Annotated in this window: 12 protein-coding genes; 3 read left to right on the top strand and 9 right to left on the bottom strand. The window is 50.8% G+C overall.

Annotated elements, in window-relative coordinates; translation table 11 throughout:
• The first annotated feature begins 13 nt into the window (after positions 1-13).
• Positions 14-805: an alpha/beta fold hydrolase gene (locus tag HRU73_RS12775; RefSeq protein WP_281871559.1), complete on the top strand. Its 792-nt coding sequence runs from the start codon at positions 14-16 to the stop codon at positions 803-805.
• A 23-nt stretch (positions 806-828) separates the two neighbouring features.
• Here the strand turns inward: HRU73_RS12775 and HRU73_RS12770 are convergent, their stop codons facing one another.
• The 9 genes from HRU73_RS12770 to lysS all read right to left on the bottom strand — a co-directional run bounded on the left by HRU73_RS12770 (position 829) and on the right by lysS (position 11758).
• Positions 829-2031: an MFS transporter gene (locus HRU73_RS12770; protein WP_281871558.1), complete on the bottom strand. Its 1203-nt coding sequence runs from the start codon at positions 2029-2031 to the stop codon at positions 829-831.
• A 44-nt stretch (positions 2032-2075) separates the two neighbouring features.
• Positions 2076-3275, bottom strand: coding sequence for an acyl-CoA dehydrogenase family protein (locus HRU73_RS12765; RefSeq protein ID WP_281871557.1), 1200 nt, complete (start codon positions 3273-3275; stop codon positions 2076-2078).
• Positions 3275-4957, bottom strand: coding sequence for a class I adenylate-forming enzyme family protein (locus HRU73_RS12760; protein ID WP_287398884.1), 1683 nt, complete (start codon positions 4955-4957; stop codon positions 3275-3277). The genes HRU73_RS12765 and HRU73_RS12760 overlap by 1 nt, the downstream gene beginning before the upstream one ends.
• The gene (locus HRU73_RS12755; protein ID WP_011112830.1) at positions 4954-6840 is read right to left on the bottom strand and encodes a CoA transferase; all 1887 of its coding nucleotides are present in this window, start codon (positions 6838-6840) and stop codon (positions 4954-4956) included. Before HRU73_RS12755 ends, HRU73_RS12760 begins: the two co-directional genes overlap by 4 nt.
• Positions 6841-6877: 37 nt before the next feature.
• Complete coding sequence (locus tag HRU73_RS12750; RefSeq protein ID WP_011112831.1) at positions 6878-7150, bottom strand: MoaD family protein; 273 nt, start codon at positions 7148-7150, stop codon at positions 6878-6880.
• A gap of 206 nt (positions 7151-7356) precedes the next feature.
• Entirely contained in the window at positions 7357-7803 is a 447-nt protein-coding gene (locus tag HRU73_RS12745; protein ID WP_011112832.1) for a M67 family metallopeptidase, read from the bottom strand.
• Positions 7804-7904: 101 nt separating this feature from the next.
• Complete coding sequence (gene moeB / locus HRU73_RS12740) at positions 7905-9077, bottom strand: molybdopterin-synthase adenylyltransferase MoeB (protein WP_011112833.1); 1173 nt, start codon at positions 9075-9077, stop codon at positions 7905-7907.
• Between the two features lie 399 nt (positions 9078-9476).
• Positions 9477-10142 carry a hypothetical protein gene (locus HRU73_RS12735; RefSeq protein ID WP_287398883.1) on the bottom strand — a complete coding sequence of 222 codons (666 nt, stop codon included), beginning with the start codon at positions 10140-10142 and terminating at the stop codon, positions 9477-9479.
• A 107-nt stretch (positions 10143-10249) separates the two neighbouring features.
• Positions 10250-11758 carry a lysine--tRNA ligase gene (lysS, locus tag HRU73_RS12730; protein WP_011112835.1) on the bottom strand — a complete coding sequence of 503 codons (1509 nt, stop codon included), beginning with the start codon at positions 11756-11758 and terminating at the stop codon, positions 10250-10252.
• A gap of 279 nt (positions 11759-12037) precedes the next feature.
• Here lysS and HRU73_RS12725 point away from each other — a divergent pair, with 279 nt between their 5' ends.
• Positions 12038-13708, top strand: coding sequence for a glutamine--tRNA ligase/YqeY domain fusion protein (locus HRU73_RS12725; protein ID WP_281871555.1), 1671 nt, complete (start codon positions 12038-12040; stop codon positions 13706-13708).
• Positions 13709-13868: 160 nt separating this feature from the next.
• A complete protein-coding gene (locus HRU73_RS12720) occupies positions 13869-14393 on the top strand; it encodes an NlpC/P60 family protein (protein WP_011112837.1) in 525 nt (174 codons plus the stop codon).
• The last annotated feature ends 19 nt before the right edge of the window (positions 14394-14412 follow it).

Raw genomic sequence — 14412 nt, 5'->3', positions numbered from 1 at the left:
CAAAATACACATCATGATGGAACGTATTACATCCCGGGATGGCACGCCCATTGCCTGCTGGCGGCAAGGCAGCGGGCCACCCCTGCTGCTGGTACATGGCACCACCGGTGACCACTCCACCTGGGGATCGGTACTTGCCGGTCTGCAACAGCATCACACCGTGTGGACCCTCGACCGGCGCGGTCGTGGTCACAGCGGAGATGCTGCCAACTATTCGCTGGAGCATGAAAGCGAAGATATCGCTGCCGTCATCGATGCCATCGGCAGCAGCGTCAACCTGCTCGGTCATTCTTTTGGCGGGCTTTGTGCGCTGGAAGCTTCACTTCTGACTGCAAACATCGACAAGGTTGTTTTATATGAACCGGCCATTTCATTGGCTGGCAGCGACTGGTCGGCAACATTTGAAGCTCGCATGCAGGCTTTGCTGGAGAAAAATGCGCGTGAAGAAACACTGCTGCTGTTTTTTCGTGATCTGCTGAACACCCCCAATCCGGAGCTGGTTGCACTACAAGCCGGATCAAACTGGGCGATACGGCTTGCTGCCGCCCACACCATCCTGCGGGAACTGCAAGGTATCGATCGTTATCAATTCGCACCACAACGATTCCAGACCCTGAAATCCCCGGTACTCCTGCTGGTGGGTGGGAATAGCCACCCGCGCCGCTTCATGACCGCAGAAAGACTGCAACAGGGCTTGCCTGATTGTCGTGTTGGTATTATTGCCGGTCAGCAACACAGTGCCATGCGAACCGCACCCGATCTGTTTGTTCACCATGTCCTCGAATTTCTCCAAAGTGCAGATTAACCCGGGCTATCGGCTTTTCGTACTCAAACCGATACATGCGAGCGACGCTTGCGCACTGCGGTCAACCGCAATGTCATGATGCAGGCCAGGCACAACACACCGGTCAACAGACTCCACGCAAACGATACGCTGCCGGTTTGACTGAACAACTGTCCATAAAGCGGTGGACCCAGCGCAAACCCGGAGAAGAATGCAAAAGAAACATAGCCGGAAGTTTCGGTCACCCGCCCGAATGCAGAATCTCTGATCAGCATACTCATTGCAATCGCATTGGTTGCAACTGCAGACATACCCATTCCGATCGCCCCGGCCCACAGGTACCCGTGGCTGCCAGGCCCAGCCTGCATCGTCAGCATGATCGCGCCAGCAGCAATGGCAATCAGCGCAAACAGCAAATGGGATTCATCACTGAACTTATCGCCCAGCGGCGTCAATATGATTCGCGACAGCATTCCGGTAATGCCGAATACAGCGATCAGCGTACCTGCCTGTGCAAGCGGCATCTCCTGTAATGTGGCAAAAGTCGGCAGAAATGTCACAAATGCGGACAAGGCCAGACCAACACTGAACTGGATCGCCATCAGCCACGACAGCAACATATTCGGGCGCGTAAAAATCAGTTGCCTATTTTTCCTGACGTGCTGTGCGGGCGTCACAAGCCATGCCGCAAGGCTGAACAGCACAGCGACCGGCACGATAACACCAAACGCGATACGCCAGCCGTATTGGAATGCAATGGCAGGTAATACCAATCCGGCGAAAAGCGCAGCCAGCTGGACACCGGACTGTTTCAATCCCACTATCCATGCCCTTTGTTCCGGCCGGATCTGGTGTGCAATCAGCAAATTGGTCGCCGGATTTGCCAGTGCCTGTGCGATACCGCAAATGGCTGTTGCCATGATCAGGCTGAAAAATGCTTGTGTTATTGCAATCAGTGCAAAAGCGGCAGCAACAGCACAAAAAAGAACGATCAATGCAGCACGTACACCGATGTAATCGACAATTGCGCCAGCTCGAAGCGACAGGATGGCCGCCAGACCAAATGAGCTCATGATCAGATAGCCAATGGCAACCGGTTCGAAACCGAGATCGCGGCTGAGTAACGGCCCCAGCGTACTGGTGGTATACAAAACAAGCATCGGTAGTGTCATGGCGAACACCAGGACTGCTTGCAACAAAACATCGGTCAGCGCGGATCGCGGTAATTGCCTGTAATCGACCGACATGAAATATCCTCTGGAAAGTGTTCGATTTCGTGAAAGATCAGAACTCAATCAAACGGATAAACCGTGTGATGTTCATAATGACTGATCAGGCGGCGCCCCACCGAGCTGATCAGTGATTCATCATTGCCATCCAGAATGCGGGAAGTCCGTGCAATGCGATGAATACCGTAAAATGGTGTCAAGTCACTCAGCCCTTCTGCACCATACAGCTGCATTGCACTATCAGAAGCAATGCATAAAGCCCTTGAAGCGGCCATTTTGGCAACGTTGATCGCGATTTCATCAGGGCACTGGGCATCAACGCCGCGCGCAGCGATGCGAACAAGCTCACGTGCACCGGCAATCGCCTGATAGGTGTTGAAGAAATGCTGGCGTACAAGCTGTTTTTCTACCAGAAGCCCGAGTTTTCCCCGGGTTGAATGAACACGCCCGCCCATCAAATCCATACACCGCCGGGCAAGGCCAATCCAGTTCATCGCGCGCAGCAGCCGGCCAAGGCCAAGCCGTTTGTTCATCAGCTCCAGACCGCCACCACACACCCCTATCAAATAATGTTCGGGAACTTGTACATCAGCCAGGGAAACTTCTCCCTGGCCGCAGGCATGTCCCATCATCATCAGTTGGCGCTCGACTCTGAAACCCGGCGTGTCGGCAGGTACTATGATCATCGACAAGGCATGATCGAGGGCCGTTTCTTTGCCGGCTGTCCGCGCGAGAATTGTCATGAACGTGGCACGATCCGCATTGGAAATAAACCATTTCCTGCCATTGACATGCCAGCGACCATTGGACAGATGCGCCGTGGTTGTGATCAGTCCTGGAATCGAACCGCTCTGGCCAGGCTCGGTCATGCCATAGCAGGGTAATGCCTCCCCGTTTGCCATCGGTTGCAGAAACTGCTGCCGGATGATTGCGTTTCCGAATCGCGACAACATATGCGCATCGAGGGCGGTATGACTGGCAAAGATCGCCTGGGAAAATTCTGTGCGTCCCTCCTGTTCCGCAACCAGCAAATAATCTTCCAGAGAGGCAATTTTTCCACCATGCGATAGCGGATAGAACAAACCGTACAAACCGGCCTGTCTGGCTTCAAGTGCCAGATCGGATTGCAACTGCAACGCCTGTGCACCCGGCCGGGAAAGTTGCGGCTCGTTCGGAATGATGATCTCGTCGACAAATTCCCTGACTTTCTGCGCCAATACCCTGGCTGTTTCTCTGTGACCACTGCTGAATGCCGGTAACATCAGTGCATCCTTGCTGAAAAATCCACTCTACTGACCACCGCAGCATTACTCTTGAATTGCGTATTTTCCAGTTCGGCAATCAACTGCTTTTTATCGACTTTTCCTGCCGGACTGAGCGGCAGTTGTCTCAAATAGCGCAAATACTCGGGTAGTTTGTTTTGCTCCAGACCGCGATCGAGCAAAAAACGGGCAAATTGCGCCAGCGATGGCCGCTCGGCACCTTCGCTCATCACTAGGCACAGGCAGACACGGTGTCCCAGATCTTCATCCTCTACCGGGATGCAGGCTGCGCTGACGACAGCGGGATGGGATGCGGCAATATCTTCAATCTGCGCCGGGCTGATGTTGATACCACCACGAATGATGATTTCCTTTTTCCTGCCGGTCAGTACCAGATTACCCTGTTCATCGATAAATCCGAGATCTCCGGTATACACCCAACCCTCGGCATCGCGGTACAACGCATCCAGCTCGGGATTATTGACATATTGCATAGGCGTGATGGGGCCGCGCGCAGCAATTTCACCAGTTTGGCCCTGCGCCAGTTCATTCTTCCGATCATCGACAATTCTGATCGAGCATACCTCGGGATTAGGACGGCCAGTTGTATACAGAACGGTAGTCATATTATCGTCCAGCATCGTATGGCAATTCACGCCGTCAGCTGAACCATACAGATTGATGAAACTGCACCCGAATGCACCACAGCAACGCAGGATCGAGGTTTCATCGATTTTTGCACCGCCACTGACGATTGCAACCAGGCTGGAAATATCGGTCTGCGCCAGGTCCGGATCAGCTGCAATGCGCTGAAACATGGTCGGAACACCAAAAACATGCGTTGGTCTGAGTTGCCCAATCGCCCGAATCGTTGCCACAACATCAAACCGCGGCAACATAATCAGGGTTCCCCCCAGCCAGGACAACACACCGAATGTCGCTGACGAGCCGAAAGCCGTTCCCAGTGGCACCAGATAAAGCGCACGGAAATCTTTGTCCCGCGTGTGAATATGCTGCAGAAAACGTCCACGCCCGCCCGCCAGTGCGTTATGGGAATAAGCAATCCATTTGGGATCTGCTTCAGTTCCGGAAGAAATCAGGAAACGTGCGGGTGAATCAGGATCGACATCAGGCAGTTCTTCGGTAGCAATCGGCCGGGATTGAAACAGATCGTTCAGCGTGTGCCAGCCTGTTCGTGCCACACCATCCACCACCAGTATCCGCAGCGACAGTAACGCAGGCCGCAGTGATTCGATCAGTTCACATAAATCCTGTTGCAGGAACAAGGGTTCAACCACGATTACACGCGCATCACATCGCTGCAATAGCGATTGAATGTCAAGGCGTCCGCGCCCTGGCGGGAAAGGTGCAACGATGGCACCCAATGCTGCCGCAGCCAGATCAATTGCGCAGTGATGCGCGCTATTGGCCAGCTGATAAGCAATGACATCGCCGGCAACCACCCCCAGATGCCGTAAACTGTTCGCCAGACAGGTAACTTTGTGCAGCAACTGCCGATAGGTTAGGGTGTGGTCCAGCGTGACCACAGCCGGTTTTTCAGGATTTTTCCGCGCATGCTCACAAAACAGGTCAAATAAGGATTTATCAGGATAAATCCCATCATTTGTCCACTGTTGGCGAACCTCGGCAGGAACCAGATCGATAATGCCGGCGTGATTCATTGAAACCTCCAGGGTGAAGTGACTCTGGTATACGAACCGATCTCAAGATACGGTTTCAGACGGGGATCACCATGCAGGTCATTAAGATCTTCGATAACGATGGCTGCCGGTACAGCAGCCTGCTGCAGAACAACCAGCCATTCTGCAGCAGTCTTGCCCAGAAAGGATCTACCCAGCCGTTGCCATAATTCACTCTTATCTCCAGCAGACAAATCCAATGTCTGCATCAGCCGTAGTAATGTGTCATCATCGAGACATTCGATCGCAATTTTTCCCTTTCCCGTCTCGAAAACCCGATTGAGCACACTTTGCGCGGGCGGAACACAGTCGAAGAAATCGTGCCGGTTCTGAAAATCATCACTACACAACAATATTGCCGCACCCAGCAGCGAGGAAGTCACCTTAGCCCCTGCACAATTCAATTGGCGATTGAGCAAGGCAGCAGTAATGCCTTGCGCCGCAATGACTCCACCGAGCACATCCAGCGCCGTGAACAATGTTCCACCCTGTGTGCCGCAAGTTCGGGAAATTTTCTGTGCAACGCCGGAATACGCCTGCACCATGAAATCTGTTCCCGGCAGCGACGGGGATCGTAATGATATTTCCCCGCCATCGGTAAACCAGCCAGATGCGTGTGCATAAATCAGGGCAGGATTTACACGACTCAGATCAGCGTAATCGAGATCCAGCTCAAGCGCCTTGCCAGGTGCCCAATTGTGCAGGAACACATCGGCATGTCTTGCCATTTCAGTGATTTCCTCCTGCCCGCAGGGAGATTTGATATCAATTTCACGGATGACCTTGAGCCGATTCAATGCATCAAACCGTACCGAGCATCCTTCTGATACCGGCGGCATCCCGCGCAACGGATCTCCCCCGGGAGGTTCGATACGAATCACCCGGGCACCGAGCAGTGCCAGCAAATGCCCGGCCAGCGGCCCCTGAATACGCCGACAGGATTCGATTACAGTAAGTCCGCTCAGCGGCAGTAAACCACTGGCGGATGTTAACGGCAATTCTGGTTGAGGTACCGCACAATCGAATACCCACGGTCCTTTCAGCCAGTTTGATTTGAAATGTTCGTCATCCATCCTTTCATCAAGCGTGCGGACACGACATATCGCCATACCGGCATCCGCGCAAAGCCTGGAAATATCTGCATATCCCAGCTTCGATACCGCACGGGTAAGTTCACCCGGAATGGGTGCGATGGCTTTTGCGTAGCGCAGCAGAAAAGCGGTCCAGCCCTTGCCAGCCAGCGTTCTGCTGATATCCAGTTGCGTCCAGAACCTTAGCCAGGGATCCGGATTGAGGGTTTCGAGTTCGAAAACGATGCCATCCGCTGATATGAATGGAGGGGCCGGGGAATGATCGGCATCAGCGGATGACAGATTTTCCGATGAGGATGTGCTCGTTGCATCGGCAATGTATTGCGAAGTACTGAGCAAGGCTGCAGCCGCCATGGAAATATGGCTATCTGAAACAGCCAGGCCACGTAAATTACCGAGTGCTACGGCCATGCCACCTTGCAATGCCAGCGCAGTCGTAACGGTTGAAACATACTGAAGTCCGAACGGCTGAATTGCCCCGGTTGAACGCCCATGCACCGACATCAAACCACAGGCCGCCTGCATCATGCTTTCGGTGATGGCGCCCGGTTGATCGCAATCACTCCACCCGGTTATGACACAATTAACGAGCCTGGCCTGCGGTGCCCTGAAAACAAAAGAGAATGTCCCCTGATCAGCGTAATCATCAGCCTCGACCACTTTCAACCCCAGCCGGCCGGACTGGTAATTCAGGGAAAATCCCACTGCGGCAAAAGGAGACGGGGGCGTTCTGAAAGGCCCCGAAACCGTACAATCTTTCAGTGATTTGATCATGATCATCACTCTGGTGCTCAACAGCAAACAGATAAGTTCAACCTCCCGCTACCGCAGGCAGAATCGTCAACACATCACCATCACGCAGGCTGGTTGCCAGACCATCCTGGAAGCGGATGTCGTTATCATTGACGTATATATTGATGAAGCGATGGGCATTGCCATTGGCAACAAGTTTTTCCTTGATTCCAGGATATTGCTGATCCATGTGATCGATGATTTCGGAAACTCTGCTGCCTTCCATATCAATGTGTTTCTGTTGATGGGTGAGTGGCCTCAATATGGTTGGAATAATGACTGTGATGGACATAAGCGCAATACCCTTTCAGTAAATGGTTTTGTAACGAGGAGGCTGTTTTAAGAGGAGTAACGTAGCCATACCCCTGAAAAACCGTGCAATCCAGCATGTAACGTTCTCATTCGACGCGTAATCAAAAAAGTAAAAATTTTTTGAACGATACGTACCATCGATCCGGAGCGATCAACTGAGGTTTTCAGGTTTAAAGACGGTGTTGATCAAGCCACCATCATCTGGAATTCCAGTTCAGGCTGATATTGCCGGACGATCTGCACCCTTTCTTCGATCACCATCTGATCAACGATGCGGAAACTGCGGATTTCTTCCTTATGCGGAGAACAGGTTGGAATAATGACGTAATGGGCCTGCGGCTCGGCAGCCAGCTCAACGTCACTACGGCTCGGGTATGCCTCGCTGCCAGTATGGGAATGATAAATAACAACCGGCTCTTCATGACGTGCACTCATTTCTTTCCAGACCTGCAACTGCTGCTGGGGATCAAACATAAAAAAATTCTCTGACTGTGCGACATTACGCATTGGAATCAGGCGTAGAGGCAGATTGGAGCCAGCAAGACCGGCAATAATGCCGCAGGTTTCAATGGGGTGATCTTTTAATGACTGTGTAATCATGGCACTGATCAGCTTGGTATGAATCGTCAGCATAATTTTTGTCTCCCGCTTAGTTTGTTGGTCGTTGTTACCGCTTTCCCTGTAACCTGGAGAAATTCGATTTGACTGGTTGAAACTAGCTCTGTGATCCGTTGCTAATAGATCGGCAGCGATTGGTCGACTTCCCTGATCCACGCGAGAATCCCGCCATCCAGGCTTTTGACGTTGGTGAAACCTTGCTTCTGCATTTCGAGCAGCACATCACGTGAACGCATCCCCATCTTGCAGTGCAACACGATGAAATCCTCCTTGTTCATCGCGGCCAGAACCTCTTCTGACATGATGCGGCTCTTGGGAATATGTTTTGCGCCTTCAATGTGCACGATGTCCCACTCTTCGATTCCACGAACGTCGATAAGCTGGACATCCGTACCGTTCTCTTTAATTGCTTTCAGTTCACGTGCGCTGATTACCGGAATCGTATCCGCGTAAGTAGCTGAAACAGGATTGACGCTGCAAAACCTCTGGTAATCGATCAGCCCATCGATCGCAGTCCTGTTCGGAGCACGATGCAATGGGATGAAGCGGTAACTCATTTCCAGCGCATCGTAAACAGCCAATCGTCCGAGCATGGTCTCACCAATGCCGGTGATGAGCTTGATGGCCTCGGTTGCCATCATTGCCCCGATGGAAGCACACAAAATCCCCAGTACGCCTCCTTCGGCACACGAGGGCGCCATTTCAGGCGGTGGTGGTTCAGGGTATAAATCCCGATAATTCAGGCCCTTTCCGCCTGGAGCGTTTTCCCAGAATACGGAAACCTGGCCTTCGAACCGGAAAATGGATCCCCACACATAGGGTTTATCAGCCAGCACACAGGCATCGTTCACCAGATAGCGTGTTGCAAAATTATCGGTGCCATCGACTATCAGGTCATACCCCGATATAACCGCATGTGCATTGACTACCTCAAGCCGTTCACGATGAAGATTAACCTTGACGTACGGATTCAATTCATTAATTGCATCACATGCACTTTCCGATTTTGGCCGACCGATATCGGATTGTCCGTGAATGATTTGGCGCTGCAGATTGGATTCATCGACGACATCAAAATCAATAATCCCGATCGTACCCACACCCGCAGCAGCCAGGTATAACAACACTGGAGAACCCAGTCCTCCCGCTCCAATCACCAGCACTTTACTGCTTTTGAGCCGACGCTGACCTATGAGACCTACTTCAGGAATCAGCAGATGGCGGCTGTAACGTGAAATCTCATCCTTACTCAGTTCTGCTGCGGGATTAACTAACGGTGGCAAACGCATATAAACTCCCTGTTGTTTATTCCACGTGTTTGTTCCGATTATTCGTATCACTGGTCACCCTTTTGATAAACGAAGGGAAATAGCTCACGCTTTTAATTTGTATTCCGATTACATAAAAAATCAGTATTCGCAAAATTTAAACTAAAAAATCGGAATTGAGAATGTGACAAATTGTCGCGCGTCAATTTGTCGCAGGCATGATCTGCCTGAACAGAAATGTAGCCAACAGACAGGAAATGCAGAATTTTTTCCTGATGACCGGAAGCGTATTTGAACGAGAACAGGGGGGTAAAACTGATTGAGGCTGTGTCTGGATACTCCGGATGTCTGACTCCACTTTTTCAGATATCTCCCGGATCTTATCCAGTTGAAACGAAGGATAAAATTTATTGGAGGCGCTTACCTGCCCGGCCTGTGCTGATCAGATTCAGGCATAACACAATCAGCTTTCTCCAGAAAACCGGAGTGACCAAGCCTGACAGTTTCTCCTGTCTGGAATTGAGGGGGAGTTCGCTGCGTCATGACATGGTAATGGCCATCATCCGCCAGCAAGCCGATTTTGAAATAAACCGGCTCCACGATATTCTTGTGAGGTGGAAAATATCCACTGCTTCCGGCCACCGCCACATCAGCATAAAATAATTTTTCTCCATGCTGACCATACGGTATGGCTGCCATCCCCGGAATAAACGTATCGACACGACCAGGATCGCCATAATATGGCTGCATCACGAATTCGATACGATCAACAATTCCACAACGGCCTGGTGCAAGTAACTGCGGTGGAATAAATGCTGCTGCCGCATCTGTGCTTCTGGTACGGCGATAGGGAGGTTTTTTCAACTCGCTGTTATCCTGCCCGGCTTCTGTAGAAGAAAGTACGGCTGCCGGCCTGGATTTTCTTCGATCCCTGATTTCCTGATACCCGGCGAATGTATCCGCGCCAATTGCCTCTGCAACCTGCCGGGCATCCGAAACCGGAATATGTCCGGCTATGCCTGTTCCAGTCAGCAATAGCAAAAGCATTGCCTTTTTACAAAAAATGCGTGCCATGTAGCCAGACATACAGACTCCAGAATGATCAGAGATGTAATGCAGCAGTATATCGGCGCTGATTCCCGCTATCTGAAGCTTCCCCGGAAATTGATGTAAAGCAGTTTTCAACCTGCCGGTCAATCTTCCTTACGCAACTGCGGGAACAGAATCACATCACGAATGCTGGGGGAATCAGTCAGCAACATCACCAGTCGATCGATCCCGATTCCTTCTCCCGCGGTTGGCGGCAGCCCATATTCCAATGCCTGAATATAATCAGCATCATAGTGCATGGCTTCCAGATCACCAGCCTCTTTCGCTCTGGCCTGCTCAAGGAAGCGGTTGGCCTGATCTTCAGGGTCATTCAACTCGGAAAACCCGTTCGCAATTTCCCGCCCGGCGATATAAAGCTCGAAACGATCGGTAATTTCCGGATTGGCATCGTTACAACGTGCCAGCGGAGAAACCTCAGCCGGATAATCAACGATAAATACCGGCTCAAACAGCAGATGTTCGGTCGTTTCATCGAAAAGAGCCAGTTGCAGCCCGCCAATTCCACTATCGGGGTTTACAGTAACCCCTTTTGCCTGTAATGCTTTAGTAAGAAAATCCCGATCATTGAGCTGTGCATCAGAATATTCGGGATGATATTTCAGGATCGCCTGCGCAATGGTCAGCCGGGCGAAAGGTTGTGCCAAGTCCATTTCGCGCTGCTGATAAACGATGCGGGTCGTTCCCGATACTTTCAACGCGACTTCACGCAGCATGGATTCCGTCAGATCCATCAGATAATTGTGATCCTGATAAGCTTCATAAAACTCCAGCATGGTAAATTCAGGGTTGTGGCGGGTAGATATCCCTTCATTCCTGAAATTCCGGTTGATTTCAAAAACCTTTTCCATACCACCCACCACCAGCCGCTTCAGGTAAAGTTCCGGGGCAATGCGCAGATACAGGGACATATCCAGCGCATTATGATGAGTTACAAAAGGACGCGCAGTGGCACCGCCGGGAATGGAATGCATCATCGGTGTTTCAACTTCGAGATAATCCCGATCGACGAGGAACTCACGGATCGCCTGAATGATCTTCGAACGAATCGCAAACACCCTGCGTGTATCTTCATTCGTGATCAGATCGAGATACCGGCGCCGGTATTTCTGTTCCTGATCGGCCAGCCCGTGGAATTTTTCCGGTAAGGGCCGCAAAGATTTGGTCAGAAGATGAAGCTGTGTCACTCGTAACGACAATTCATCCGTCCTGGTTTTGAACAAAACCCCTTCCGCCCCGAGAATGTCACCCAGATCATAATGTCTGAATGCTTCATGAGCGGTTTCACCAGTATGATCATTAGAGATATAGAGCTGTATCCGCCCGCTCATATCCTGAATCGTTGCAAAACTCGCCTTCCCCATTACGCGCTTGAACAACATGCGTCCGGCAACTTTTACCGTTACCTGGCTGCTTTCCAGCTCCTCTCTGGAGCAGCTGTCATATTTTTCGTGCAGGATACGAGCCAGGTTATCCCGGCGATAATCGTTCGGGAACGCATTGCCGGTCTGGCGCAATGCAGTCAGTTTCGAACGACGTTCTGCAATGAGGTTGTTTTCATCCTGGGAAATACCGGATATCTCTTCCTGGGTCATGTCTATTCCACGTTTCTCGTAATTTTTATTGGTATAAAATTTTTTGTTATTGTATTGGGCAGCAGGCTATCTTTGAGTCGCTGCCGCCTGCCCGATCAACGTGTATTATATAGTCACTTTGACCAACCCATTCTAACGGGCCAACGAAAAACCATCTGGTGGAAGGTCTGTGGCGTATGTAACAGGGCCCTCCGCCCAAGTGCACGTTCCCGCTTCATGTACAGCCAGCCGTTCTATCGCATCGATCATCATCTCATTGAAATCAACTGAAAAATATTTGTGAATACACCTTCATCCCCAGCTCATTTCATCCGCAACATCATCGAGGAAGACAACCGTACCGGTAAATGGAATGGACGGGTGGAAACACGTTTTCCGCCCGAACCGAACGGTTATCTGCATATCGGTCATGCAAAGAGCATTTGCCTGAATTTTGGACTTGCCCTTGAATATGGCGGCGTCTGCCATCTGCGATTCGATGATACAAACCCTGAAAAAGAAGCCCAGGAATATGTCGATGCCATTATCGAATCAGTCCGCTGGCTGGGTTTCGACTGGAAGAAACATCTTTATTACGCTTCTGATTACTTTGATCAGTTATATGAATTTGCAGAATATCTGATCACACAGGGTAAAGCATACGTGGACAGCCTGCCGGCTGACGAAATCCGCAGATTGCGCGGAACCCTGACTGAGGCAGGTACCAACAGTCCTTATCGTGACCGCTCTGCAGAAGAAAATCTCGATTTGTTCCGCCGTATGCGCGCAGGAGAATTCCCGGACGGAGTGCATGTGTTACGTGCCAGAATCGATATGGCTTCACCCAATATCAATCTGCGCGACCCGGTCATTTATCGTATCCGCCATATCCACCACCAGCGCACAGGTGACAAATGGTGCATCTACCCGATGTACGATTACACCCATTGCATTTCCGATGCGCTGGAACGTATTACCCACTCACTCTGTACGCTGGAGTTCGAAGATCATCGACCGCTGTACGACTGGGTACTGGATCAGCTGGCAGAAAAAATTCCCTGCCATCCGCAGCAAATAGAATTTGCACGGCTGAACCTGACCTACAGCGTGATGAGCAAACGCAAGCTGATCGATCTGGTAGAAAACAAACTGGTAGATGGCTGGAACGATCCACGTATGAATACACTGGCTGGTTTGCGTCGCCGTGGTTATACACCGGAATCGATCCGCCTGTTCGCGGAACGCATTGGCATCAGCAAGGCGGATTCCTGGATCGATATGACTATCCTGGAAGATTGCCTGCGTGAAGATCTCAATGAGCGCGCCCTGCGCCGCATTGCCGTGCTCGATCCGGTATCGCTGATCATCGATAATTTCCCGGATGGCCATGAAGAAACCTGCTACGCACCCAATCATCCCCAGAAACCCGAGCTTGGCACACGCGAGCTGCGCCTGACGAAACAACTTTATATCGATCGTGAAGATTTCATGGAGATACCGAACAAAGGCTTTTTCCGCCTGGCTCCTGGGACAGAAGTACGGCTACGATATGCGTTTATCATAAAGTGCACCCATGTCGTCAAGGATGATCAGGGGAAAATCCTGGAAATCCACTGTGTTTATGATCCGGACACCAAAAGTGGCACTGCCGGAGCTGAAACCCGCAAGGTGCGCGGCAATATTCACTGGTTGTCGGCCACGTATGCCAAGGCTGTTGAAATCAGGTTGTATGACCGCCTGTTCATCGACTCACACCCCGATACAGAAGGCAAGGATTTCAAAATTTCGCTGAATCCGAATTCCAAAGAAGTCATTACCGGGTATGTCGAACCTTCGTTATGCGAAGCACAGCCGGAACAGCGATTCCAGTTCGAGCGCCACGGCTATTTCGTGGCAGATCTGGCAGATACCGGACCGGGGAAACCGATATTCAACCGTACTGTATCCCTGCGTAATACCTGGAAAAAATGACAAAAAAATCAATTACAAATGGATGATCAGCAGCAGAATAAAGCACATCAGCATATTAGTGATATTTTTATATATCTCCTGAAAATGGCTTTACTTCTCCCACAGCCTGATTATTTTCTTGTTATACTCGACTCCTGTTTTAACAACACGAATTGAAAATATGTCCTTAAAACACATTGTCATTCTGTTGCTCGGCACTGGCATGGTGGTGGGATGCAGTTCTGTCCCGAAAGATTCAAATCAGGAAAAAGTTTCACGTCATTGGCATAAACCCGCGTTTGTTACTCCCGATAAAACAACGGAAAACAATCCGTATTCGTACTTCGTGCGAGATCGTCTGTACAGCCAATATGAGGAGTGGCGTGGTGTTCGCTATCGACTGGGTGGGTCGGATCATTCAGGAATAGATTGTTCAGCATTTGTCAAAATTATCTATGAAGCAGAGTTCGGCCTCTCATTACCCAGAACTGCACTTTCGCAGGCAAACCTTGGCAGTGAAATCAACCAGAACAAACTGATGCCGGGCGATCTGGTATTTTTCAAAACAGGCAGATATTCACAGCACGTGGGAATTTATCTCGACAGCAGACAATTCCTCCACGTCTCGACCCGTAAAGGCGTGACCATATCCCAACTGGATAATACTTACTGGAAATCCAGATACTGGAAGGCCGTCAGGATCTAAAACCGGGTACGGTCGTCAG

It is taken from the genome of Nitrosomonas sp. H1_AOB3 (genome assembly GCF_015709435.1).
Taxonomy (GTDB): Bacteria; Pseudomonadota; Gammaproteobacteria; order Burkholderiales; family Nitrosomonadaceae; genus Nitrosomonas; species Nitrosomonas europaea.
Note: the sequence above shows the minus strand (reverse complement) of the source record. Positions and strands in the feature narration are given on the sequence as shown.